The following is a 25,700-nucleotide window of genomic DNA, read 5'->3' as shown; positions in this document are numbered from 1 at the left end:
TAACTTTTTGAGAGGTATTAATATGAAGGATGCTATAAACATTAACCTTGACGAGCTGTCACAGATAGAAGACTATTGCCTGTCCGCTGTTAATCGTTGTGGAGAGTTTGTCTGTTATTCGAAAGGTTGTGAATTAATTGAAGGTTATGACCACGGGGAGGTTCTTGGTAAAAAACCAAATGATTTGTACCATAAAGCAAAGACGCGAAAAGAGGAGAAGTCGAAATCTCTTATTATGGAAACACTGAGAACAGGAAAATCGCTTAAAAATGTAATCAATGTTTATGAGACGAATCATCATCAGAAAATAACGTCGGTTTGCAGCACCTATCCTTTATTTGACCAAGAGCAAAAACTTCGTCTGGTGTTGTGTGTGTACAGGGAAATTTCTGATTATTTAAATATGGTTTCAGTCATAAACAAACAAAAGATCGAGCTGAAAAGCAGTGAAGATTTTGAATATCACAATGGTACAAAATATGTTTTTGAAAGTATTGTTGGAGAAAGCCCAAAAATAAAAAAGTGTATCGAACAGGCAAAAATTGCATCGAAAACATTGGAACCTATTCTGATATATGGTAAAACCGGGACTGGAAAAGAGCTGTTTGCGCAGAGTATTCATAACGCCAGTGTGTATTACAAGAAAAATTTTGTAGCAGTAAACTGTGCCGCCATTCCGGAAAATTTACTGGAGTCCACTCTTTTTGGCACGCGTAAAGGCTCTTTTACAGGGGCTTTGGATACAAAGGGCCTCTTGTATGAAGCGGAAGGCAGCACCTTGTTCTTAGATGAGCTCAATTCGATGGATATACGAATGCAGTCTAAATTTTTGCGTGTTCTGGAAACTGGTAAATACCGGAGAGTCGGCGAAACAGAGGAGAGAAGCTGCAGCGTGCGAATTATTAGCGCAGTCAACAGGGAGCCACAAAAATTAATTCAGGAGGCTAAATTAAGAGCGGATTTATACTATCGCTTGGCAGTCTTTGATATTAATCTTCCAGCTTTAAGAGAACGAGTACAGGATATAAAAATACTAACGGCCTTTTTTCTGGAAACACTGGGACCAGTGTTGGGTAAAAAGGTGACAAGTATTTCACCAGAAGTGGGAAAAAAGTTTTCAGAGTACTCCTGGCCGGGTAATGTAAGAGAACTCAGACACGTGCTGCATCAGAGTATTTGTATGATGAAAAACAATGATCTGGTTTTGGATGAGGAACATTTGCCTGAATATATACAATCGTTTGAAAGTAGTTACCATTTTTCTGGAAAAATGGTTATACATGAAAATATGGACTTGAAAAATACATTGGATCAATATGAAAAAGATTTGATCGAAGCGGCATTAGTAAAAAATAACTTCAATATTACAAGAACGGCAGAGACGCTTAATATAACCAGGCAGTCACTGCATCATAAAATCAACAAATATGAACTAAAGGCTCTCTAAATTTTTTAGAGAGCCTTTTTGTAATGCTCAACTGTTTTTTCTTCCTTTTCGATAAATAATAAAGGCAAATACAGCGGCAATAATGGACCAGGCAACCATCCATATAAATATTTTGTTAAAGCCGCTGACTGGGTCGGCGTCAATCCAGGAGCCCATGAGCGAAGTCATGAATGCGTCAGGAATAAACGCAATAAAGGATATAATACCTGTTGCGATGCCGGTTAATTCCAGTGGAATTCCACCTTCACCCATAACTGAAAAGTATATGGATTTTACACTATAGTATAAAAAGGCTAATATCATTGAGACGGCAATAGAAAGTATTACCACAGATGTCAGGAAAGGACTGAGTCCAGAGCAGATTACGATTCCACAGAACAGGTAAATAATAAAAATCAATTTTGATTTTGCTTTATCAGCTAAAATACCGCCAAGTATACCGGCCAGCACCACGACAATATAGTTTCTGAAAATAGCGAGTCCCGCCGAAAGTTCCTCAGAAATTCCTAAAATTTGGGTGGCATATGTTCCCAGATAGTTTACACCAGACATGATGACACAATAGCAGCTGAACATGAAAATGGAGAGCAGCCAGGTTCCAGGAAGTTTGAGCACTCTGCTGATTTTACAGAGTATACTGGATTCCTTCGCAGCGTCCTCAGTATCCGTTGACAATTCGTTCTGCTTTTTTTCGGTTTTTGGAAGAAAGATGATGCTTAAAACACCGAAAAGGCCATAGATAACGCCAAATGATAGCAAAATCATACGCATACCTGAGATTTGGCTGGTAAAAAGGCTCAGCAGTCCCAGAAAGATAAAGCCGACAATGGCACTGATAATGCCGCGTAAAGCCTCGCTTGTTCCAAAGATTTTACCCTGTTCGTTCTCATTTCCTAGGCTTCGCAGCAGTTTAATATAAGCGGCCCACATGGTACCGGCGTTAAAAACTGCAAAGAGTGCGCTGATAATGACCAGGGAAGTATAATCAGGAAATGAAGCTTCCCAGAAAGTCAGAGCCATACTGGCAAAGAAGGAAGCCGCCAGCATTACACGAGAGCTGAATTTATCAGCCAGGACGCCGCCGATCGGGTAACAGAAAAGTGAAACCAGCCCATAGATTGATCCTAAATTACCAAACTCAAAGTTTGTCAGCTGAAAAGCAGTGACAAACTGATCATAAAAAGAAAAGCGAATATAGGGAATAAAATAGATTAGCCCGACCATTATACTGATTAATCCGACTAAAAAGTTACGTTTTATCTTAGACATGATAAACTCCTTAATGCAGCCGCAGAGAACAGACATCAGTCTCTGCGGCAAAATATATTTTATAATCCATTACGATATTCGATCGGAATATATTGATTTAACAGTTTTTCCTGTTCTTTTGTGACAGGCGTAGGTTTGAAGGAATCAATACGTTTTTTCACTTCTCCCTGCATTTTTTCTTTCAGAGAAAGTGAGCCGTGATTTTGCCATTCATTAGGATCGAGTTTGTTCAGATATTTTGTAACGTAGAATTCTTCACGAAACATTTTGGGGGTGCGCCCGGTAAGAAAATTGCCGCGAGACCCTGTTTTTTCGACAATGTCCATACAGAATTTTTCTTCTGAGGCATCAATACCAGAATTGAGACGTTCAGTGAAATTATAAATTTCCTCGTCCAGAATAAATTTTTCAAAGCAAGTAACATTGTATGTCCCCATTGTGCCCAAAGCGTGAAAAACCATATCTGGTTTTACCTCAGAAGTTGTCCGAATGGATAACATGGCTTCCATACCTGCCTGATAATCCAGTTCCTTTGCGTCGCTAAAAGCGCCTCCGGTTCTGAAAGGGATACCATAATAGTCTGCGATGCCGGCAGTGGCGTAAAAAATAAGCGCAGCTTCGGGATTTCCCATACAAAGCTGTACAGAACGCAAATCCGTTGAACCTGAAACATTGGCATATATAATGGGTGTGCCAGGCTGAATTAATTGAGATAAAACAATACCAGCGAGAAGCTCGGCATTGGCCACGGTCAGCAGACTGATGACAGAAAATGGGGCGGTGAGCACAGGCATCGCGCAGGTGGCAAACCAAACGCCCTGTCTTTCCTCACAGACTGCAAACATCCTTTCAAGCGGATCATGGTCATAGCACAGAGGTGTAATAGGGTTAAAGCCGTGTGAGCCGACAACCTTGTCGTAAATACCTTCATAATCCTGAACAAGGCGGATTCCTCTTCTGTAGGCCTCGCGGAGCCGGCCTTTTGCAACCGTCGCGGTATTTGGGTTTGCAAAAGGGACTGGCTTATTGGCATATTTTAAAAGTAAAGCCAAAAACCCAAGCTCAGTCTCATTTTGTGTAAATTTTTTGGAGGTAAAACAGGGATTCGTCATCACACAATCTAGAACAGGACTTGTATCCGAAAGCTTAACCCAGTCAATAATATCTTTGTTTGTAAAAGTTCTTATTCGGTTGCCATCCTGTAAATAAGCAGAACCGGACACCGGAAGCTTTACATAACTGTGGCCGCCGATGCGAACGTCGCCCTTTGACGAATAGATTGTAAACTTCTTTGGTACGGTTTTTAAAGCTTCCTCAAGCATTTTTTCTTCGATATAAACCTTGTCACCTTCAATTCTTGCTCCATGCGCTTTAAAAACAGATAAAGCCTCTTCGTGTTCAAATTTTACGCCTACCTTTTTTAAAATAGTGAGCGTATGCGCGTGTATTTTTTCAATATCTGCCTTAGAAATATATTTTTCGTATGCTTTCATCGATATTCTCCTCAATAATTTTGTATGGCGCCATTTACTTTATGTTTATATAAAGCAAGGAATATGCCAAAAATAATATGAAAATTTGGAGTATTTAGTCTGTTTTAAAGCGTTGCCAAGCGTAAAAAGAATAAAAAGCGTAAAGGTAATTGTCAGTGACAAAAAAATATACAGTTTATGTCTTCCGAGTAGGCTATGTTTTGAAGAAAAGTGTAAAATAATTTGTCTATTTTACGTAAAAAAGAAAATATTACTAAAATAAAGAAGCTGTATTAAAAATTTTGTTTTTATCTATGAGTCAGTTTGTCAAGATGCACCAGCATTGATTATTATGATGCCAGTGACCAGAAGCTTTCAATCGGTATTGAGCGAGAACTGCTTTTTCATATTTATGGCAGGCGTAATCTGAAAAGTGATCTGGTGGTCTGCAGGCGGCCTGATTAGATGTTTAGATTTTATCTAAAAAGGTATATAAGTTGCAGTGATCCACTAGAACTTGCGATGTAACGGAGGCAAAAATGAAAAAGATCTTAGTAGTTTTGACCAATACAGCAAAATATGGAGCAAAAAATGAGGCAACTGGCCTATGGCTGTCCGAAGCGACTGAGTTTGTGAAGGAGCTGGTACGTGCTGGTTATGGAATTGATTATGTCAGCCCGAGGGGAGGCTATGTGCCAATCGACCCTCGCAGTCTGAAAAACGCTTATGTCAATGCGGACGTGTTTGCTTTTTATAATTCAGAGGATTTCCAGAACAGGGCACTGGCACAATCCCTTGAGCCATCGGATATCAATGCTTCCGATTATACGGCGATCTACTATACAGGCGGCCATGGGGTGGTCTGGGATTTCCCGGATAATAAAGCTTTGCAGGCAATCAGCCGGGAGATTTACGAAGCAGGCGGTTATGTAACCTCTGTGTGCCATGGATTGGCAGGGCTTTTGAATATAAAAAATTCAGATGGCAACTATCTCATATCGGGTAAAACCATTACTGGCTTTACAGAAACGGAAGAAATTCTGAGCGGAAAAAACAGATTGGTGCCTTTTGGTACTGAGAAAGAGGCCAGGAAGCGCGGAGCAAAATTTGTGAAGAAACGCGCTTTTAGTTCTTTTGCGGTACAGGACGGTCACCTGATAACAGGGCAGAATCCCATGTCGGGACAGGCTGTGGCAAAATGCCTGCTGAAAAGCTTAGGCGAGGGCCAGACCCGGTTATGATGTTTATGGTGAGGATACAGAACGTCTTAGTAAAAATGCGCAGATGCTTGACAGGCATTTGTGCTTTTTTATTTGAGATATTCCTGACTTTGGATTGAAATAATCAGGAAGATAAAGGCAGCGCAGGATTATCTTGACAGATGGCTGCTTCAATGATATTCTTTGGTTAGTTTAAACTAACTTTTTAAATAAGGATAACCAGAAAGAATACTGATATGACTAATTTCAATTTGGAGGTAGCTTGTAATGGAACTACAGTTAGGTGATGTCGGGGTAACAGCGCTGATTCCGCTTTCAAACAGGGCGAGCGAAACATTGAGGAAGCATCCCCGCATCAGAGATGAAAAAGCAGTGGAAATCATCAGGATGCTTGATATTGACACAAAGGATTACGACAAGCTGTTTACCCATGAATGTGTAATCGCCAGAACGATTATGTTTGATAACGCAGTTGAAAAGCTGCTGAAAAAATATCCTGACGGCGTATGTGTAAATATGGGGTGCGGTCTGGACGACCGATTCCAGAGGGTAGATAACGGGCGGACGATCTGGTTTGACGTGGACCTTCCAGCTTCAATAAAGGTGAGGAAAAGCGTGTATGAGGAAACGAAGCGCCGCAGAATGATCGGCGCAAGCGTCATTGATACAGATTGGATAGAGGCGGTAAAAACAGCGGCGGGCACAAACCCTGTGATTGTTATTGCGGAGGGATTGTTTATGTATTTCAGCAGGGAACAGACTAAGACAATTATCAATAATCTGACCACATTTTTTGATAAGGGATTCCTCGTGGTGGAAATGATGAATCCGTCCATGATGGATGAGAAAAAGCACGAAACCGTCAAGCACACCGACGCTAAGTTTGGATGGGGCACAAAATCCGGAAGGGAATTTGAGGCGCTGGACGCTAAAATAAAGCTGATCAGTGAAAAGAGTTTTGCGGAACAGCTGAGGAAATCGACGCTGATCAGTAAAATTATCGGTATTCTAAGTGCAAAGCTCAACAACCGGCTGGCTGTTTTTAGGTGGCAGCAGGAATAATGCAGTCTGGAAGTGCCTGAAAGAAGATTATTTGCAAAAAAATATTAAACAATCCTGAAATCCTGAAAAAAGTCATTAAATTTATTAAAAAGGTCTTGCAAATTTTGAGAGAATGGTTTAATATAATGTTAGCACTCAGAGGTAATGAGTGCTAACAAGAAGAAAATAATAAAAATCATAAATCATTAAAAATGGAGGAATCAAAAATGAGTTTAAAACCATTGGGAGACAAGGTTGTAATCAAAGTTAAAGAAGAAGAAGTAACGACTTCTAGCGGTATTGTGTTACCAGGTTCTGCACAGGAAAAACCACAGCAGGGAACCGTTGTCGCTGTAGGCTCCGGCGAAATCGTAGATGGCAAAAAAGTGCCGTTGGATGTCAAGGAAGGCGACGAAGTTATTTATTCTAAATACGCTGGCTCTGAAGTAAAGGTCGGTGAAGAAGAATTCTTGATTTTGAAACAGTCTGACATCTTAGCAATTGTTGAATAATTCAGAAAACCACATTTAATAGATTATAAATTTCAGGAGGAAGATTAAAATGGCAAAAGACATTAAATTCAGTGCAGACGCCAGAGAATCACTGATCGCTGGTGTAGATAAATTAGCAGACGCTGTAAAGGTAACCTTAGGACCAAAAGGAAGAAACGTTATCCTGGCAAAGAGCTACGGTGCTCCAACCATTACAAACGATGGTGTTACCATTGCTAAAGAAATTGAACTGGAAGACGCTTTTGAAAACATGGGCGCTCAGCTGGTTAAAGAAGTTGCTACCAAAACAAACGATGTAGCTGGTGATGGTACTACTACCGCTACCTTATTAGCTCAGGCTATTGTAAGAGAAGGTAACAGAAACGTTGTAGCCGGTGCAAACCCGATGGTTCTGAAAAAAGGGATTGAAAAGGCTGTAGAAGTTGTTGTTGACGAACTGAAAGCCAACAGCAAACCTGTAGAAACCAGAGAAGCGAAAGCTCAGGTAGCTTCCATCTCTGCCGCTGACACCGAAATCGGTGATTTAATCGCAGAAGCCATGACAAAAGTCGGCGACGATGGTGTTATCACTGTTGAAGAAGGCAAGGGCATGGGAACCGAACTGGAATTTACCGAAGGTATGCAGTTCGACAGAGGATACTTATCAGGTTACATGGTAACTGATACTGAAAAAATGGTTGCAGAATTAGACAACCCATATATCTTAATCACAGACAAGAAAATTACAAATATCCAGGAATTACTCCCAGTACTGGAACAGATTGTACAGCAGGGCGCTAAGCTTTTAATCATTGCTGAAGATGTTGAAGGCGAAGCTTTAACAACCTTAGTACTGAACAAATTAAGAGGAACCTTCAACTGTGTCGCTGTTAAAGCGCCTGGCTTCGGTGACAGAAGAAAAGCCATGTTACAGGATATCGCTGCTTTAACAGGCGGTCAGGTGATTTCTGAAGAAGTTGGTCTGGAACTGAAAAATGCCGACATGTCCATGTTAGGACGTGCCCGTCAGGTTAAGGTTGACAAGGACAACACCATTGTTGTTGACGGCCAGGGCGACCGCGCGGTTGTTGAAGAAAGAGTTGCTCAGATCAAGGCTCAGATCCCTGAAACCTCATCGGATTACGACAAAGAAAAATTACAGGAACGTCTGGCTAAACTGGCAGGCGGCGTAGCTGTTATCCAGGTTGGTGCTGCTACTGAAGTAGAACTGAAAGAACGTAAATACCGCATCGAAGACGCGTTGAACGCGACAAGAGCCGGTGTTGAAGAAGGTATGGTACCTGGTGGTGGATCTGCATTCATCGAAACCTTAGACAAGGTAGACGCTTTAATCGATACTCTGGAAGGCGACGAAAAAATCGGTGCAGCTATCATCCGCCGTGCCATTGAAGAACCTGTTCGTCAGATTGCTGAAAATGCCGGCCTTGAAGGCTCTGTCATTGTCAACGAACTGCGCAGTAAAGAAAACGGCATCGGCTTCAACGCTGCGACAGGCGAATTCGTCAACATGATCGAAGCTGGTATCATCGACCCGACCAAGGTAACCCGTACAGCGATCCAGAACGCTGCCAGCATCTGCGCAATGTTCTTAACCACCGAAGTTGCTGTAGCTGATTTACCGGAAGAAGCTGCTCCTGCAATGCCTCCAATGGGTGGCGGCGGAATGCCAATGATGTAATAAAAACCAATATAAATAGAATGATATGATTTTAAAACAGGCGGGATATTAAGTAAAAACTTAATATCCCGCTTTTTTAGTTTTCAAAAGGGACATTTTTATGTATAATGGCTTTATTGGAGCTTAGGCAGGAGAGAGCAAAATGTATAATATATTGATAGTAGACGACGATGCTTCGATACTGGAAGTAACGCGGATTTATTTTACAGGCCGAGGCTATAAGGTTTATACGGCCCCAAACGCCGGAGAGTGCCTGAAAACAGCGGCGCACATTCCCCTGGACTGCATTGTGCTGGATGTGGCGCTGCCGGATATGGATGGCTTTGAGGTGTGTGAAGCAGTAAAAAAACGTACGAATGTCCCGATTATTTTTGTGTCAAACTACGCAGAGGAGGACAAGCGGATTAACGGCTTTGTTTCCGGCGGCGATGATTATGTCATCAAGCCCTTCAGCCTGAGAGAGCTTGAGCTGCGTATCTGCGCGCGCATACGCCAGCAGGAGGGCATAACAAAATGCTGCGAAGCCCTGGATTTTGGAAAGCTGAGCATCAACGAGGCGGCGCGGAGCGTATCCTATGAGGGTGAGACGATTTCACTGACTGCGGCGGAGTTTGACATCCTGTTTTTTCTGGCGAATCATGAGAATCAGGTATTTTCCCAGAGAAATATTTTTGAAAGAGTATGGAAGCTGCCCGATCTGGGAAACGCGCACACGGTTCAGGTTCATGTGGCGCAGATCAGGAGAAAACTCAATTCCTTTTCAAAGGAACACCAGTATATTCAGACGGTCTGGGGAAAAGGTTATAAATTTGTGGCGACAAAAAAAGCTGAGGTGTAGAGGCCTCAGCTTTAAACTTATTTTTTGAAGAAACGGGAACGGAAGGCAGGATTCAGCCAGAGAACCGCGCCGATGAAAAACAAAAGGACAAGCAGCAGCCCCAGCACCGCCCAGGCGGTGTAAGCAGCAGTGGAGGCCTGGGGATGGCTTTGGCCTCCGGAGGAATCGTCTGCGCCTGTGGCAGAAGAAGCTGTGTTTTGCCGCAGCATGTCATCGGGGCCTCTGGCGGGGACCGGAGCGTTCAGATTCCCGATGCCCCCCGAACCGTCCGAACCGCTGCCGGAGGAGCTGCTGAATGGTGTATAACGGAGAATGTTCTCAAAAATATTGCTGCCGGGGTCACGGCTGGCCTCGCTTCTTCCGCCGCCGCCGCGGCTGCCGTCAATATCCTCAGGCTCCTCTCCGGTGAGGGGCAGGGATTCAAAGGTACAGGCGACCGTGTTGGAATAGCCCGCGTAGGCTGAACCGATTACCTTCAGCCGGTACAGCACAGCACCGGGTTCTTTGAGAATATCCTCATAACAGGCTTTACCCGCGGCGTTCAGACTGTAGGCCTGGGTGATATCCTCACTGATCCAGCTGTTGCCGTCATCAACTGACTTTTGAAGCTTGACAAAGGAGGCGCCCGCGGGTGGCGTAAAATCAAAGGCAAGCCTGCACATCCGGACATCGGGCGTGGTTGTGACGCTCAGGTCATTAATGGGACTGGCCTCTTTAAAGGAGATGGCCGCTGTGGGCACCCGGGCAGTATCGGTAAGAATGTCATCGCGGGACTCCAGGGTGCCGAAAAGCGTAAAAGGCTCGTTTTTTTCAAGGCCGGCGTCATAGGCGGCCCGGTCCCAGCGGACAGCCAGCGAAATGTGCCCGGTGTCGTATGGATCCTCGCTGTTCGTGATGCTGACGGTCACATAATCCGGCAGCCCGCTTTCCTCGAAAGCGGTAAAGGGCCGCAGGACAAAATTTAGCGGGTCGAGCCCGGTGATGACCCAACGGGTATTGTCACAGGAAAACTGAGGAGCTTCCGGTATAAGGCGGCACAGAGTTCCTGTGACGCTGCCGTTCTGTGAAATAACAGAGGCGGCATTGAGGCCTGTGGCCGTGACGCTGCAATTTGTCATGGAGATATCCGAAACTGAGGAAACCCCGGCGCTGCCCGCACCGTCTGTGTCGACGAACAGGTTGGCCAGAACAAGGGGATCGGGCTGTTCGCAGACAATTCCGCGGGCGTTTTCGCCGTAAGCCTGAATGGTGGTGGGCCCATTCAGTGAGGCTCCAACATAAATGGACCAGTTTGTGGGATCGCCGCCCTCGTAAAAGAGCGCAGTGCCATTTTCGGCCGTCATGCGGCAGGCTTCAAAGAGAAGGGTGCCCATGGGCGATATGCGGATCAGCCCTTCTGCGCCGCCCGCCCCTGTGATCGTGATATTGCCGCCGATGATCTCGAGCAGTGCAGTATCCTTAACGTAAATGTGGTGTGGTCCGGCTTCGATGATGATGGGCACCTGGGGCAGGTAGACGCTCAGATAGTCGGTAATGACAAGATCCTCGTCCAGCACATAGGTTCCGCCGGTATCCTGATTTTCGTCCAGCCAGGCCTGAAAGGCGTCGCAGCTGGGGGATTCCTCCGCGGGCGGAGTCGTCGGACCGAGGATCATCGCGCTGGCTTCGCGGGGCAGGGCTCCCAAGAAAAGAAGGAGGAGCACAAACAAAATGAAGTATTTTACCGAACGAATCGCGGACATAGGGTTCTCCTTATCAATAATCGAAATGGAATGACAAAATGAAAAAGAAATTCAATGCTATTACACTCGGGCTGATAATTTTAATCATTTCTGCGGCCCTGTGCCTGGCGCTCATACAGTGGCTCTACCGGGTGGACAATAAGTACACCCAGACCACGCCTCAGGCAGAGAACGGCGTTCTGACACTGACGGCGGATACTCTTTCTAAAGACAAGCTGTTATGTCTGGTGGACGGCTGGGCTTTTTTTCAGGGAAAACACCTGAATCCGGTGGATTTTGCGACGGATGGATCTGAGCAGCCTGAGCCGGCAGAATATGTCTATATCGGTCAATATCCGGATTTCTCCATGGGTGGGCGTGAGCATTCACCCTATGGAACCGGCGCCTACCATCTGAAAATTATCAACGAGGGCCAGCCAGCTGTTTTAAGCATCGCCTTTCAGGAAATCTTTTCGAGCGCAGATATCTGGATAAACGGCGAGCTTGTGGAATCCCTGGGGGTTACCGATCCCCAGGCCTATAAGCCTTATATAAAAAATACGGTCGTCAGCTTTGAGGCAGGGGCAGAAACAGATATTCTCATTAACACCGCCAATTTCAGCCATTATTACAGCGGTATCTATTATCCGCCAATTTTGGGGGAAGCTTCAGAGATCAGCCACCTGATTTTTATGAATCAGCTGTTCTATGCGTTTTTGTGTATTGCCAGTCTGGTCATCGCGCTTTTTACGCTGGTGGTCTGGATGTCACCGAAGAGAGACCGGCTCTTTTTCTACTATGGCCTCATGACGCTGGCCTTTGGGCTGCACGTGGCTTACCAGCCGCTGCGGTGGATCGGCGTGCCTCTGACCGGATCACTCTATGCCCTTGAGGACTGCGCCTACTACGTCATGCTGCTGTGTGTGGTTGCTATCAGCAGTATTATATCACAGGTGAGCCGGAAAAGCATCTACCGGGCTTTCATCCTGCCGCTTTCTGCCACCCTGTGTGTGGTCTCGGTGGTGGTGCCCCTGCTGGTGCTGCCGGGCGCGCCCTGGCTGGTCAGTGCCTATGGCGGTTTTCTGGATTTTTACCAGCTTTTGGTCTTTGTCTATCTGATGGCCGCCGCGGTTCTGGCCCTTAAGCAGAGGGAGGTAAAGGCCTATTTTCTCATGGCGGCCAACGCGGTGTTCGGTATCAGCCTGCTGGTCCAGATCACCAGCAGCAATGCCTTTGAGCCCATCTATACCGGCTGGCAGAGCGAGTACTGCGGTTTTATTCTGGTATTGATCTTTGGCGGTATGATGGTCTTTTACTACCGGCAGGTTTTAAATGAAAACAAGCGCCTCACAGCGCATCTTGAGGAGGAGGTGGCCGCGCGGACCAGAGAGCTGACGACTCTGATGAACGAGCGTAAAAAATTTCTCTCGGATCTGGCCCACGACCTCAAAGCGCCGGTATCAGCCATTCAGGGCTTTATCGAGCTGGTGAAATACGGCAACGTGCAGGTGGACGATGAAATCCAGCGCTACCTTGAAGTGATCAATCAGAAATCCAACGAGGTACAGACAAAGGTGCGCAGCCTCCAGGAGTTCACCAGCCAGGATGAGGCTGTCATGAAAAAAGAGAAAATGGATCTCGGCAGACTGCTGGATGACTTTTATGAGAATAACTGGCCCGACGCGGAGGCTAACGGTGTAGGCTTCAGTGTGATCAAACCTGGGAAGCCCATCGAGATGATGGGCAATCGGGAACTGATCTACCGTGTGTTTGAAAACCTGTTCTATAATGCCATGAGCTTCACACCCATGAATGGCAGGATTGTGGTTGAGCTCACATTGGAGCAGGGCTGGGCAGTCATACGGTTTTCAGATAACGGCGCGGGAATACCGCCGGATATTCTGCCCAAAATTTTTGACCGTTTTTTCACCACGCGCGGTGAGGGCAGTGGCTCGCAGGGGCTTGGACTCTTTATTGTCCGGTACACCATCAAGGCTCACGGCGGAACCATCGACGCGGTATCGGAGATGGGTGAGGGAACGGTCTTCACCATCCGGCTTAAAACCCTTTAAGTATGCTCAGGAGCGTTTCAGACAGCGCTTCGGTCTCTGGAACACAGTGCTTTTGTGCTGTGGAAGAAGGATCAGCTTAAATGACTTTTCAAAAAAACAGGCTTGTGGTATAATGACTAAGAATTTTAAAAAGGAAAAAGATAGGAGGAGCAATGAACAGTATTAAGAAGATGTTATTTGTCCTGACGGGCCTACTGGTATTCGTTTGCCTCCCTGTTTTGGCAGAGGAAACGACGCCAAAGCAAACGACCTTGACAACAGAGCCGTCGACGACGGTTGAATCTCAGACAACACCCTCTGTGCAGGAACCGCTGGCAACGCCGGATACGGCTGTGACAGTGACGCCGGAGACAGAGGCGCAGGAGGAAAATACCGAAGCGGATAAGCCGCCGGCAGGCACACCGGAGCAGGCGGAAGACGAAACGCCAACGCCGGAGACAGCGGTTCAGGAACCAGAAGATGAAGCAGCGGTTCCGGCAGAACCGGAAAACCTGGCGGAGGTCTTTGTGGATTCCAATGCCCTGAACAGCACCATCAGCATTGAGCTGGAGGATGAAATTGTCAGCGGCCCTGGCAACAAGGTCCTTGCGGTGATACCGGCAGGGGCCCGTTTTCGTATGATCACAGAGCCGGCCGAAGGCAGTGAGCTCATGTCTGTCAACATGATGGTTAAAACCAAGGATGGCGCTGTGACAGCCATCGAACCCCTTGGCAATGAGGGTAATGCCCAGGATTACCAGATGCCGGAAAATGCCGAGGGAATTTCAGGCGCTGTTTTCTTTGGCAACAGTGAGGAAAACACCAGTGATGAGGCCCAGAGCTTTACCACATCGACGGCGTCTGACAATATTAACAAGCAGACCATTGTAAACAGTGAGGAAAAGCTGGAGTCAGCGGCAGGTATTGTGGAAACCGCCGATAATGCTGCGGGTGAGCAGTCTCCGGAAGAACAGCCGGAGATTTCAGAAACATCTGAAGCGCCGTCCACGGGGATCGAGGATACGATTGACCTTATCCCGCTGTTTTTATGCACACTGATGATCGCAGGCGTCACACTGTGGTCCAGAAAAACATTGAATTAAAAAATCAAGGCCGAATCCGTCCGGGATTCGGCCTTTTGCTTTAGTGTATTAAAAAAAAACCAAAGATTAGCAAAAAAATATTGTCTAATGTATACATTAATATTATAATGTTTATCAAGGAAGCAACAACTTAAAACAATACGTAGGAGGAACACGTAAAATGATGAGTGAATTTGAAATGTACCGACAGCAATTGCGCAACGCGATTGATGAAATGGAACTGGATAATAAGGAAGCCGTATATGATCTTTTGAGCGAGGTAAACCGCTTTTATGAAGTATCTTTCCCGGTCCAGATGGACGATGGAAGCAAAAAGGTCTTTAAGGGCTACCGTTCACAGCATAATTCCGCACTTGGACCAACAAAGGGTGGTTTGAGATTCCATCCAGGCGTGGATGAAGGCGAGGTCAAGGCATTATCTGCATGGATGTCAATGAAGTGTGCTGTAGCCGGTATCCCTTACGGCGGCGGTAAAGGCGGTATCACCGTTGACCCGAAAAAGCTCTCTGAACGTGAGCTTGAAAACCTGACAAGAGGCTTTGTAAAAGCAATGCACCCGGCATTCGGAGAAAAATTTGATATTCCGGCGCCGGACGTTAACACAAACGGCCAGATCATGTCCTGGATGATTGATGAGTACAATGCCATTACCAGAAGTCAGAATATCGGTGTGTTCACCGGTAAACCGCTGGAGCTGGGCGGCTCCCTGGGCAGAACTGAAGCTACCGGCTACGGCGTAGGCTTTACTGTACGTGAAGCAGCCGCTAAAATCGGTCTGGATCTTAAGGGCGCGACCGTCGTACTCCAGGGCTTTGGAAATGTCGGCAGCTTTGCGGCAGAATGGCTCTACAAGCAGGGCTGCAAGATCATCGCCATTGCCAACAGCCGTAATGGTTTATACGACGCTGAAGGTATGAACATCCCGGCCTTAATGAAATACTACGAAGAAAACGGCAACGATCTGGCAGGTTACCCAGATGCAAAACCATTTGATAAGGACGAAATCTTCTCAATCGAATGTGACATCCTCCTGCCCTGCGGTCTGGGCGGAGCCATCACCAAGGACAACGCGGATAAAATTAAGACAAAAATCATCAGCGAAGGCGCCAACGGACCTTTAACGCCAGAAGCAGACGAAATTTTAATTAACAAGGGCGTGTTCATCGTGCCGGATATTTTGGCCAACAGCGGCGGGGTAACTGTATCCTACTTTGAATGGGTTCAGAACCTTCAGGGCTATTACTGGAGCAAGGAAGAAGTTTTTGAAAAAGAAGAAGACCTGATCGTCAAAGCCTTCAACGGCGTATACGACGTGCTGGTCAATGAAAAAGCTTCCAACATGCGTACCGCGGCCTTCAACTACGCCATCAAAAAAATCGCCAAGGCTATGAAACTTAAAGGCTGGTACTAATTCTGGCGTCAAAAACGCCTGAACTGCTGTGTTGCCGTGTGTTCTGAGCTCGGTCACATAATAAAAAATATGCTCTCTCGCGCTGAATGCTGAAAAATGGGATAAAATAATACGGTGTACGTCGTTTTGGCGTATACCGTTTTTTTCGATATTTTTCTCTTTGAGGACAGATATTGCCATTAACCTGCCGCGGCGGTTTGTGTTATAATGATAAAAACGAAAGAAAGCAGGTTTGGGCGATGGCAGAAATTAATATTTATGAAACGACATTAAATCATAACGGTGAGCAGGGAGTCATTGATTTTGATGTGCTTCTGAAGGCTTTCCAGAATGCCGGGATCACCATTAACGTGTTTAATATCTGGGACAATCCGAGCTTGATGACAGAGGTCCGTCCTGTGGAGCAGGTGCTGCTGCAGGAGGGTGTCGAAGCGATGCCCATCACCGTCGTCGGCGGTGAGATCTGGAAAAAGGGTGCGTACCCGGACTATAATGAGCTCATGAAATGGAGCGTTAAGGCGGAATAATAAAAAAGCTGTATGACCTGTGCATGGCCATGCAGCTTTTTTTCTAAACCTCGTACGGAATGCCGGCGAATACCTCCTGCATTTCCTCCGGTTCTGCGTTGTAAATTTTCAAGATGAGCCCGTTGACCAGCGTGATAATCTCCTGGGAATCCACAGTGCCGTCGTTGGCCGGCTTGGCAGCGTAAAGCGCACAGAGCATCTCGTTTCGGGTCGTTCCTGTGATGCCGCTGAACAGACTGTTCAGGACTCTTTTTTCCTGTTCGTTTAATTTCATATTTTTATCCCCTTGGTTTCTGTTTTTAGATTATTATAACAATTATCCCATGACAATCAAGAGATTATCTGGCGGGATATGAAGAATATTATTGTTCTTCCCATTCCTCAATCTCGAGCAGCAGCTCCTCCCAGCGGTCGGTCAGGCCGGCCACAGCCTCTCTGGCGGTATTGTAGGCAGCTGTTACGGCGCTTACCCGGTCCATATCGTCGTAAAAATCGTTTTGACACATCTCGCTTTCACAGGCGGCGATTTCGTTTTCCAGGCGCTCGATATCTGCCTCCACGGTTTTCAGCTCTTTCTTTTTACTGCGGAATGCGGCTTCCTGCTCCTTCTGTTTTTTACGGTCTGCTTTCTGCTGGGTTTTGGTGACCACGGTCCGGTTTTTCTCAGCCTCCAGGGCCTGACGCAGGGCGGCTTCGTCCTTGTAATGGATATAGTCATCATAATTCCCCAGCGTGACCTCAATACCGGTTGGGGTGAAGTTGTATATTTTAGTCGCCACCCGGTTGAGGAAGTATCGGTCATGGGAGATGAACAGGAGTGTTCCCTGATAAGCGATCAGGGCGTTTTCGAGAATCTCCTTAGTGCGCATGTCGATATGGTTGGTGGGCTCGTCCATGAGCAGAAAGTTGGACTGGGACAGCATCAGGCGCGCCAGCAGAAGACGGGCCTTTTCGCCGCCGGACAGCGAGCTGACCGCTTTGAACACATCGTCGCCGGTAAACAGGAAAGCGGCCAGAATGCTGCGCAGCTCGCCCTCGGTAAAATGGATGTCAATGTCCCACAGGGCCTCCAGCAGGTTCTCGTTGTAAAACTGCTTAAGGTCGTTATTTTCCTGGTCATAATAACCAACATGGACCTTATGTCCGTATTCAATGACACCGCTGTCCCGGGAAACCTTGTCCTGGATAATGCGGAACAGGGTCGTTTTGCCGATACCGTTGGCGCCGATGATGCCCACCTTGTCGCCGCGGTGGATATCGAAGGAGATATTTTGGAAAAGGGGCTGTCCGTCAAAGGACTTTGACACATCGCGGACGGTCAGGACATCCTTGCCGCTCTGGATACGGGGCTTGAAGTTAAAATGGGCGTCGGATTCGGTCTGTACTTTTTCCACCACCTCCATTTTAGCCAGAGCCTTCTCCCGGCTGGCGGCGCGTTTGGAGCTGTGCACAGAGTTGTAGCGGCGGAAGCGGGCGATCATTTCCTGCTGGCGTTTAATCTCGCGCATCTGCTGGGCATACTGGTGGTCCAGGTCCATGAGCTGTTTTTCCTTTTTCTCCACATAGGTGGTGTAGTTGCCAATGTAGCTGTCCAGCGAATGGCGGGAGACTTCCAGAATACGGCCGCAGACCTTATCCAGAAAGTAACGGTCGTGGGAGATGATGACAAAAGCGCCGTCATAGGCCTTTAAAAACTGCTCCAGCCACTGGAGGGAGTCGATATCCAGGTAGTTGGTGGGCTCATCGAGCAGCAGCAGCTCAGGCTCCTGAAGCAGGTTGCGCCCCAGGGCGGCCCGTGTCTTTTCACCGCCGGACAAAACGCCAAAGGGCTTTGCCATATCCTCATCGGTAAAGCCGAGGCCCTTGGCAATGCCGCGGATACGGCTGGGGTATTCGTAGCCCTTTTGCTCTGCGAAGCGGTCCTGCAGCTCGCCGTAGGTTTTCATGACCTTTTCCTGCTCCGGACCGCTTGTTTCACCGATCTGGTGCTCCAGCTGACGCAGACGCTCCTCCATTTTGATGAGCGGATCAAAGACAGAGAGGAAAAGGGTATTCAGGGTGGTGTCTGCCGGAAAATCGGCCTCCTGGGCCAGATAGCCGATGGATAAACTGGATTTTTTGCTGATGACGCCGCTGTCGGGCGTGAGGCTGCCGGCGAGCAGCCGGAGAAAGGTGGACTTACCTGAGCCGTTGCGCCCCACCAGGCCGATCATCTCCTTTTCCTGTATGGAGAGGCTCAGCTGGTTAAAGATTTCATTGATGCCGTAACTAAAACTAAGATTTTCAATATTTATAAGCATAGGGTTTTCTGCCTGTTCTTTCCATAGTATTCCTTATATATGATACCAAAAAAGAGGAGGTGTGTCGACTGCGGACAGCGGCAGGAAAAAGAAATTTGCAAAATGATGAATATTTTGCATCTAAATGGGTATAAAAGAATAAATTACAACATGAGGAGGAGGTTTGATGAAAAAACTGCTTAATAGCTTTAAAGAAGTCCTTGTATCAATTTTACCGATGACCGTTCTGATTTTAATCATCAGCGGTATCTGGGCGCCCTTTACGCCAGAAATGCTTGTATCCTTTATCGGCGGCGCTGTCATGATGATGATCGGCATGGCACTTTTTTTGTTCGGCGCAGATATCTCCATGATGGAGGTGGGCGAGCGTGTGGGAAATTATCTGGTATCCAGAAGAAGCCTGAAAATACTCGTTGCCGCGGGCTTTTTTGTGGGCATGTTTGTGACCATCGCCGAGCCGGATGTGCAGGTGCTGGCCGGCCAGGTAGCAGCGGTTTCGGATGGGACGATCAACCGGACGATGCTCATCGCTGTGGTCGGTGTCGGGGTTGGTGTATTTCTGGTCATCGCGCTGCTCCGTTTTGTTTTTCAGATGAAGCTGTATCATATTCTGATCATTGGGTATATTGCTGTTTTTGCCCTGTCCTTTTTTACAAACCCTGAGATGGCCCCTGTCGCCTTTGATTCTGGCGGCGTGACCACAGGTCCCATTACGGTGCCCTTTATCCTGAGTCTGGGCAGCGGGATCACCAGCGGTGTAAGAACCAGCAGGGAAGGAACAGACAGCTTTGGCATGGTCGCCCTGTCCTCTCTGGGGCCGGTGCTGGCCGTCATGATTTTGGGGGTGATCTTCAGATGAACCTGATCAGTCATTTATTGGATGGTATAACAGAGGTGGCATGGGAGGTTTTCCTGGCCATTCTGCCCATCGTCCTGATTTTTTTGTTTTTGAACGCCATTGGACTGCGGCTGCGGCCGCCGGTCATTAAGCGGATTATCGGCGGCTTTGTGGTAACCTACCTGGGACTGGTGCTTTTTCTCCAGGGAGTACATATCGCCTTTGTGCCCGCAGGTGAGTTTTTAGGCGCGGCCCTCGCGGAGCTTGAGTACAGCTGGATCCTTATTCCGCTGGGCTTTGCCATCGGCTTTCTGGTGGCCTTTGCCGAGCCGGCCGTCCAGGTCATGGTCAAGCAGGTTGAGGAAATGACCAGCGGCGCCATCAAGGCGCGGGTCATGCTGCTGGCCATCTCGCTGGGGGTGGCGCTGGCGGTTATGACAGCCATGATCCGGCTGCTGGTGGGCATTTCGCTGTGGTGGATTCTGATTCCTGGCTATATCCTGGCCTTTATTCTCGGCCGCTTTGTAGAGCCGAATTTTCTGGCCATGGCCTTTGACAACGGCGGAGTGGCCACAGGGCCCATGTGCTCGACCTTTATCCTGTCGCTTTCAGTAGCTGTGGCAGGTGCGACGCCGGGGCGCGATCCGCTGCTGGACGGCTTTGGCGTGGTGGCGCTGATCGCCCTCGCACCCATTCTGACAACCCTGCTGCTGGGCTTTTTTTACAGGCAGAAGGAGGCCTACAGAAAAAGGCAGTGTGAAAAGCAGGCCCGTGATGCTTAACCCGTATTGACATAAGATTTTAATCATATATAATATGTAGATTACTTAGCGAATGATGGAGGAAAAAATGGAAGACAGAAATAAAATTAAGACCGAGCTGATTGTGGTGATTGTGGAAAAGGATATGTCCGGCGAGGTCATCGACGCCGCCAAGCAGGGCGGGGCCGACGGCGCGACCGTCATGTACGGGCGCGGGTCCGGTATCCATGAAAACGCGCGGTTTTTTGGCATTACCATTGAGCCGGAAAAGGAGATTGTCCTGATTCTGGTGGACGCGGCGATCCGAAAGGCGGTGCTCTGCTCGATTCAGAAAAAAATTGAAATCGACAAGCCGGGTATGGGCATCGCCTTTGTGCTGGATGTGGCCAAGGTGATCGGCAGTCCGCATCTTAATCTGATGTCCGACATCACCGATTAATTGCTTTTCAAGACACTGCAAAGGCATTTGTTTGCGGGATTTCTGAAGGAATCAAAAAACTTTGACAAATTTTTAATTAATTCGGTCATAAAAATTGACGTTTTTTTAACAACTTGATATAATAAAAAGGATAAGTACGACGCAGGAGGGGAGTGCAGAATGCAAACTTTTTCAAAAAGGGTATCGATGACAGTTGTTAAGCGTCTGCCCAAGTATTACCAGTATTTAACCGATTTACAGGATCAACATATTGAAAAAATCTCGTCTAAGGAGCTGGCGGCTATGATGGGGCTGACCGCCTCGCAGATCCGTCAGGATTTGAATTCCTTCGGCGCGTACGGTCAGCAGGGGTACGGCTATAAGGTAAAAGAGCTGAAGGAAGCTATCCGCAAGATTCTGGGGTTGGACCTCCAGTATAACTGCATTATCATCGGTTCTGGGAACCTGGGCCATGCCATTGTCAATTACGAGCGCTTTAAGGAAGAGGGCATTCATTTCAAGGCCATGTTTGACGTGGATCCGGATCAGATCGGTAAAAAGGTGGGCAATGTGACCGTATACCACATGGACGATCTCGACGCCTTTGTGGCGCATCACAAGATTGACATCTGTATCCTGAGTGTACCGCAGCAGGTTGGGCAGGAAACCACAGACCATGTTGTAGAGCTCGGAATCAAGGCTATTTTGAACTTCGTGCCTCTGGACCTGACAGTGCCGGATGATGTGGTGGTTGAGAGTGTGAACATCACCGACAGCCTGTTTACATTAACCTATCTGATTAACGAAGAGGATGACAGCGAATAAAGCGAAATACAGCAGGCTTACGCCTGCTTTTTTTGTAAAAAATAGGAGTTGTGTTTCAAAAATAATTATTATATAATAGAATGAAATATAAACGAAACTAATACTAGGGCAAATCTGCTGAAAAACAGAGACGCAAAGCTACAGGGCCTAAACAGATATACTGTAGGGCAGCCAGCTGCAGTTAAACCCATAATAGGAGCTGTGAAATGGCAGGGAAAAAGACAAATGAAACCATTGAAAATAATGTTTATAGTGTAGCTTTGCGCAATATTTACGACGAGCTCTATGAACTGAATGTGACCAAAAATCGTTATCGGCTCATCTATCATGTCGAGGGTAAATACGTCATCCCGGCAAAAGACGGGGCTTTATCAGACGGCATTGCCGATGTGGCTGCTCACATGATCCATCCGGAGGATTCGAGACGTTTTTTGGATTTTTTTGATATTGACAAAATACACGCGGTTTTGGATTCCGGAAAAACCAGTGTCATCGGAGAGTTTAGAAAGCTGTGGGTGGACGGCGTTTATCACTGGGCTTCGCTGACGGTTTTTCCGGCAGAAATTGAGGGCGAGCAGGATGAGATCCTGCTCTGCTTTATCATGGACATTGAATATAAAAAGCAGCTGGAGGCCGTGGAGAAGGAAAACGAAACGCTCCAGAAAAAGCAGGTGGACGACGAGCGCTACCGTCTGGTCGTGGGTCAGACAAACACCCTGGTGTTTGAGTGGAACATTGAGACCGGTAAGCGCTATTACGCACCGGAGTTTTCGCAAAATTTTATGGGCCGCTATGATGGCCGGGATATCAAAATAATCTGGCTGAACGACGGAGTCGTCCATCCCGAGGACATTAAGACATTAAAGCAGAAAATGAGCATGGACGCCATCAGCAATGGGCAGGTAGAGCTGGAAATCCGCCTTTGCAATAAAAAGGGCCGCTATGTCTGGTGCAAGATCGTATTTAATGTGCTGTACAACGAAGGCGGCGGACTTAACCGGGTGATCGGCACTCTGAACAACATCGACGAGTCCAAACGCGCCCACGAGACGCTGAAGTACCGGGCAGAATTTGATATGCTGACCGGTATCTATAACATCAACACCTTCTACACTCAGGCAGAAAAGCTGATCCAGGAGCACCCAGAGCAGAAGTATGCCGTGGTGCGCCTGGATGTTAACCGGTTTAAGTTTATTAACGATCTGTACGGGCGTGAGGAGGGCAACCGGCTGCTCCGTTTTATGGCAACGGTTATTTCGTCTCATATGGGCCCGCTGGACGCCTTTGGGCGCATGAACAGCGACGTGTTCTGCCTCTGTGTGTCCTACGGCTCCGGCAGGCCTCTGCTTGCGCGTATCCAGAAGATACTCGAAGAAATCAACCGGTATTCAGAAACCTATCAGGTGATGCCCTCCTGCGGTATCTGCATTGTGAGGGACCGGAGCGTCCAGATCAGTATTCTCTGTGACTGGGCAAATCTGGCCCAGAAGACCATAAAGGGGAGTCTGATCAAACAGTGGGCCTTTTATGATAAAAAGCTGAGGGCCAAGCAGCTTGAGGAGCAGCGGATTGAAAACGAGATGGATGACGCGCTGAAGAAGGGCCAGTTTAAGGTGTATCTCCAGCCCAAGCACAATGTGCAGACAGGCGAAGTGATCGGTGCGGAAGCGCTGGTACGCTGGGATCATCCCGAAAGGGGATTCCTGACACCTTACCGTTTTATCCCGCTTTTTGAGCGCAATGGCTTTATTATCAAGCTGGACGAATACGTTTGGGAGGAAACCTGCCGAATGATAAAATCCTGGCTGGACAGGGGAATGGAAGCGGTTCCGGTATCAGTCAATGTGTCCAGAGTGCAGGTGTATAACCCGAATTTTTATAAAAAGCTGCTGCACATCATAAGACGCTACGATATTCCCAAGGAGCTGCTGGAGGTTGAGCTGACAGAGAGCAGCTTTGTGGAGAACACGGTGGATCTGTACCACGGCATGGAGCGGCTCAGTGAGGAGGGCATCTCCTTCTCAATGGACGATTTTGGTTCAGGCTATTCCTCGCTCAATATGCTCAAAAATGTGCCGGTCAACACCATCAAGCTGGACCGCGAGTTCTTTAACGAAAGCGTGGCAACCGAGAAGGGCAAGACCATCATTGAGCATACCATCGGCATGATTAATGACCTGCAGCTTCAGGTTATCGCGGAGGGCGTGGAAACTGGCGACCAGGCGGGATTCCTGAATGAATGCGGCTGTCTCGCGGCCCAGGGCTTTTATTATTCCAGGCCGATGCCGGTAGAGGAATTTGAAAAACGATTTATGAATAAAACCATCTAAAAAAGAGCTGCATTGCGATGCAGCTCTTTTTGATGCTTAATTGCCGGGACCACCCTGCGGCGGCTGTCCACCCTGCATATCCTGCGGAGCGCTGCCGCCGGGCTGGGTGCCGCCAGGGCCGCCCATATTGCCGGGACCGCCGTCCATGCCGCCGCTATAAGTACTGCCGTCCTCGCCAATGCTTGTGACGGAAGAGGAGGACGTTACAGTGGTGAGGTCAGCCCCGCCTTTGGTCAGGGTATAGGTCGTACCCGTCTGGATATCCGGCGTGCTGATGATGATGTTCTGGAACGCCTTTGAGGGGGTGTAGCTTGCGATTTCCTGACCGCTGTCATTTTTCAGGCTGATGGCTGTGCCAGCTGCCTGTGACGAAGTGAAGGTCAGCGAAATGCTGTTCTGGCTGGAGCTGGTGGACGGTGTCTGGAGCATGCCGGAGCTGCCGGCTGCGATCAGGGTACCGCCAGTCAGGTTATAGGTGCCGTCATAGTCCAGAGCGCCGTTGCCGCTGTCGGTCGGGCCGTCGATGGTGACGGTGCCGCCGGTCTGGTTGATGGAGGCGTTGGAATCCAGGCCGTCGCCTCCGGCGTTGATGGCCCAGTCGCCGCCGTTAATGTTCAGCACAATGGAGCCGTCATCCACGCTGGCGGTTTCCATCGGGTTCTGGCCCGGCCGGCCGTTCTGGGAGGAGCCGTCACCGCCCGCCGCGTTGATGCCGTCATCGCTGGCCACAATACTGCCCTTGCCGCCGTTTAAGGTAATGCTCATGCTTTCAAGCCCCTCGTAGCATTTGGCAATGTCAAAGGTGCCGCCGTCGATGGTCAGCGCGGTGTCGGCATGGATACCGTCATCGCCAGAGCTCAGGTTAAAGGTTCCGTCCTTGATGTCGATGGTGCCGTTTGAGTGGATCGAGTCGTCAGAGGAGTCGATGTCGAAGGTGCCGCCGCTGATGGTGATGGCACTGCCGGCCTTCAGCGCCTTGGCGCTCTGGGTTGCGTCGCTGGTGTCGTCGGCCGCGGTCTGCGGCGCCTGCTGCCAGTTCCCCCAGGTGTTGCCGGCGGTTCCGGCCTTGTCACTGCTGTTGGCACTGCCGCCGCCGGTGTTCAGCTTGAAGGAACCGCCATTTACCGTCAGGGTGGTTTCAGCCTGGACAGCATCGGCGCCGGCTGTGATGTCGATGGTGCCGCCATCAATCTGGATGGTGCCTTTTGCGGCGTCCTGGTCGTTGGTTGCCTTGATTCCGTCGCCGGTGGCGCTGATATTCAGGGTGCCGCCGGCGATTTTGGTGGCGTCACGCCCCACAATGCCGTCATCCACAGAGGAAGGAATGGTGATACTGCCCGACATGATTTTAAGGTCGTCCTTTGAGGTGATGGCGTCGTTATAATTGCCAGTGACAGACAGCGCACCGTCACCGTTGATGGTCAGGTCATCCTGGACGTAGAGGGCAGCGGTGGGTGCTTCGGTGTCCGCCGCGTCCCGCGCCGCGCCGTCACTCAGGCTGTTTTGAGTACCAGACTCCAGGGTGATCAGGGTTTTTCCGGCCTGTTTACTGTAGATGGCCGCACCGGTGCCTGAGGTGATGTTCGCGTCCTTAAGTACCAGGCGGACCGTGGCATTTTTATCAGCGTCCACGATAATACTGCCATCGTTCAGGGTGCCTGAGAGCACATAGGCGCCGGCACCTGTGATGGTCAGGGTGCTGCCGTTTACGGTCGCGCCGTCACCGGAAAAGTCGATGGTGCTACCGTTCAGGGTGACGGACTGTGGGTTTTCATCGCTGTAGTCGGTGTCGTAATCCTCGGCGTCATAGCCGGTGCTGGGGGTGCTGCCGGTGGCTGATGCGCTGTCGGTTTTGGCCGCGGAACAGCCAGCAGTAAACAATAGCAGTGCTATAAAAAGTGGTATAAAGGCTAAAAGTAAAAAGCTTGTCTTTTTCAT

The 25,700-nt window shown here is 48.3% G+C and carries 21 protein-coding genes and 1 riboswitch; of the genes, 15 read left to right on the top strand and 6 right to left on the bottom strand.

Going from position 1 to position 25,700, the window contains the following annotated elements; translation table 11 throughout:
• Positions 1 to 22 precede the first annotated feature (22 nt).
• A complete protein-coding gene (locus I2B62_RS12600; RefSeq protein ID WP_195269418.1) occupies positions 23 to 1,447 on the top strand; it encodes a sigma 54-interacting transcriptional regulator in 1,425 nt (474 codons plus the stop codon).
• 27 nt (positions 1,448 to 1,474) lie between these two features.
• Here I2B62_RS12600 and I2B62_RS12595 read toward each other — a convergent pair whose 3' ends face one another.
• Together I2B62_RS12595 and I2B62_RS12590 are read right to left on the bottom strand one after the other, a co-directional pair.
• A complete protein-coding gene (locus tag I2B62_RS12595; RefSeq protein ID WP_195269417.1) occupies positions 1,475 to 2,716 on the bottom strand; it encodes an MFS transporter in 1,242 nt (413 codons plus the stop codon).
• A 59-nt stretch (positions 2,717 to 2,775) separates the two neighbouring features.
• Positions 2,776 to 4,209 carry a trimethylamine methyltransferase family protein gene (locus I2B62_RS12590; RefSeq protein WP_195269416.1) on the bottom strand — a complete coding sequence of 478 codons (1,434 nt, stop codon included), beginning with the start codon at positions 4,207 to 4,209 and terminating at the stop codon, positions 2,776 to 2,778.
• 518 nt (positions 4,210 to 4,727) lie between these two features.
• Here I2B62_RS12590 and I2B62_RS12585 point away from each other — a divergent pair.
• From I2B62_RS12585 to I2B62_RS12565, 5 genes are all read left to right on the top strand, one after another.
• Positions 4,728 to 5,429 (top strand): type 1 glutamine amidotransferase domain-containing protein, encoded by a 702-nt coding sequence (locus tag I2B62_RS12585; protein ID WP_195269415.1) that lies wholly within the window; start codon positions 4,728 to 4,730, stop codon positions 5,427 to 5,429.
• Positions 5,430 to 5,675: 246 nt separating this feature from the next.
• Complete coding sequence (locus I2B62_RS12580; RefSeq protein WP_195269414.1) at positions 5,676 to 6,470, top strand: class I SAM-dependent methyltransferase; 795 nt, start codon at positions 5,676 to 5,678, stop codon at positions 6,468 to 6,470.
• Positions 6,471 to 6,676: 206 nt separating this feature from the next.
• Complete coding sequence (groES, locus tag I2B62_RS12575) at positions 6,677 to 6,961, top strand: co-chaperone GroES (RefSeq protein WP_013379350.1); 285 nt, start codon at positions 6,677 to 6,679, stop codon at positions 6,959 to 6,961.
• Between the two features lie 49 nt (positions 6,962 to 7,010).
• Complete coding sequence (groL, locus tag I2B62_RS12570) at positions 7,011 to 8,639, top strand: chaperonin GroEL (protein ID WP_195269413.1); 1,629 nt, start codon at positions 7,011 to 7,013, stop codon at positions 8,637 to 8,639.
• A gap of 142 nt (positions 8,640 to 8,781) precedes the next feature.
• Positions 8,782 to 9,477, top strand: a complete 696-nt coding sequence (locus I2B62_RS12565) for a response regulator transcription factor (RefSeq protein WP_195269412.1) — start codon at positions 8,782 to 8,784, stop codon at positions 9,475 to 9,477.
• Positions 9,478 to 9,494: 17 nt separating this feature from the next.
• Here I2B62_RS12565 and I2B62_RS12560 read toward each other — a convergent pair whose 3' ends face one another.
• On the bottom strand, positions 9,495 to 11,219 hold the full coding sequence (locus I2B62_RS12560) for a hypothetical protein (RefSeq protein ID WP_195269411.1): 1,725 nt from the start codon (positions 11,217 to 11,219) through the stop codon (positions 9,495 to 9,497).
• A gap of 38 nt (positions 11,220 to 11,257) precedes the next feature.
• Between I2B62_RS12560 and I2B62_RS12555 the strand changes: the two genes are divergently transcribed.
• From I2B62_RS12555 to I2B62_RS12540, 4 genes are all read left to right on the top strand, one after another.
• Positions 11,258 to 13,270, top strand: a complete 2,013-nt coding sequence (locus I2B62_RS12555) for a sensor histidine kinase (protein WP_195269410.1) — start codon at positions 11,258 to 11,260, stop codon at positions 13,268 to 13,270.
• Positions 13,271 to 13,422: 152 nt separating this feature from the next.
• The gene (locus tag I2B62_RS12550) at positions 13,423 to 14,352 is read left to right on the top strand and encodes a hypothetical protein (RefSeq protein WP_195269409.1); all 930 of its coding nucleotides are present in this window, start codon (positions 13,423 to 13,425) and stop codon (positions 14,350 to 14,352) included.
• A 160-nt stretch (positions 14,353 to 14,512) separates the two neighbouring features.
• Complete coding sequence (locus tag I2B62_RS12545; RefSeq protein ID WP_195269408.1) at positions 14,513 to 15,763, top strand: Glu/Leu/Phe/Val dehydrogenase; 1,251 nt, start codon at positions 14,513 to 14,515, stop codon at positions 15,761 to 15,763.
• Between the two features lie 239 nt (positions 15,764 to 16,002).
• Positions 16,003 to 16,290, top strand: coding sequence for an arsenic metallochaperone ArsD family protein (locus I2B62_RS12540; protein WP_195269407.1), 288 nt, complete (start codon positions 16,003 to 16,005; stop codon positions 16,288 to 16,290).
• Between the two features lie 43 nt (positions 16,291 to 16,333).
• On the opposite strand, the gene I2B62_RS12535 is transcribed toward I2B62_RS12540, so the two are convergent.
• Both I2B62_RS12535 and abc-f read right to left on the bottom strand, forming a co-directional pair.
• Entirely contained in the window at positions 16,334 to 16,564 is a 231-nt protein-coding gene (locus tag I2B62_RS12535; RefSeq protein ID WP_038354041.1) for a hypothetical protein, read from the bottom strand.
• A gap of 88 nt (positions 16,565 to 16,652) precedes the next feature.
• On the bottom strand, positions 16,653 to 18,590 hold the full coding sequence (gene abc-f, locus I2B62_RS12530) for a ribosomal protection-like ABC-F family protein (protein WP_195269406.1): 1,938 nt from the start codon (positions 18,588 to 18,590) through the stop codon (positions 16,653 to 16,655).
• Between the two features lie 166 nt (positions 18,591 to 18,756).
• Between abc-f and I2B62_RS12525 the strand changes: the two genes are divergently transcribed.
• The 5 genes from I2B62_RS12525 (at position 18,757) to I2B62_RS12505 (ending at position 23,762) form a co-directional block, all read left to right on the top strand.
• Positions 18,757 to 19,449 carry a DUF1538 domain-containing protein gene (locus I2B62_RS12525; protein ID WP_243259514.1) on the top strand — a complete coding sequence of 231 codons (693 nt, stop codon included), beginning with the start codon at positions 18,757 to 18,759 and terminating at the stop codon, positions 19,447 to 19,449.
• Positions 19,446 to 20,210, top strand: a complete 765-nt coding sequence (locus tag I2B62_RS12520; RefSeq protein WP_195269405.1) for a DUF1538 domain-containing protein — start codon at positions 19,446 to 19,448, stop codon at positions 20,208 to 20,210. Before I2B62_RS12525 ends, I2B62_RS12520 begins: the two co-directional genes overlap by 4 nt.
• A 67-nt stretch (positions 20,211 to 20,277) precedes the next feature.
• Positions 20,278 to 20,628, top strand: coding sequence for a P-II family nitrogen regulator (locus I2B62_RS12515; protein ID WP_243259511.1), 351 nt, complete (start codon positions 20,278 to 20,280; stop codon positions 20,626 to 20,628).
• Between the two features lie 159 nt (positions 20,629 to 20,787).
• Positions 20,788 to 21,432 (top strand): redox-sensing transcriptional repressor Rex, encoded by a 645-nt coding sequence (locus I2B62_RS12510; RefSeq protein ID WP_195269403.1) that lies wholly within the window; start codon positions 20,788 to 20,790, stop codon positions 21,430 to 21,432.
• Between the two features lie 97 nt (positions 21,433 to 21,529).
• Positions 21,530 to 21,615: riboswitch (cyclic di-GMP riboswitch) on the top strand.
• Between the two features lie 23 nt (positions 21,616 to 21,638).
• A complete protein-coding gene (locus I2B62_RS12505; protein WP_195269402.1) occupies positions 21,639 to 23,762 on the top strand; it encodes an EAL domain-containing protein in 2,124 nt (707 codons plus the stop codon).
• A gap of 36 nt (positions 23,763 to 23,798) precedes the next feature.
• Here I2B62_RS12505 and I2B62_RS12500 read toward each other — a convergent pair whose 3' ends face one another.
• The gene (locus I2B62_RS12500; protein WP_195269401.1) at positions 23,799 to 25,700 is read right to left on the bottom strand and encodes a carbohydrate-binding domain-containing protein; all 1,902 of its coding nucleotides are present in this window, start codon (positions 25,698 to 25,700) and stop codon (positions 23,799 to 23,801) included.

Origin of the sequence: Eubacterium sp. 1001713B170207_170306_E7 (genome assembly GCF_015547515.1) — a bacterium.
Taxonomy (GTDB): domain Bacteria; phylum Bacillota; class Clostridia; order Eubacteriales; family Eubacteriaceae; genus Eubacterium.
The sequence above is the reverse complement of the archived record's forward strand: the minus strand, read 5'-3'. Positions and strand labels throughout refer to the sequence as shown.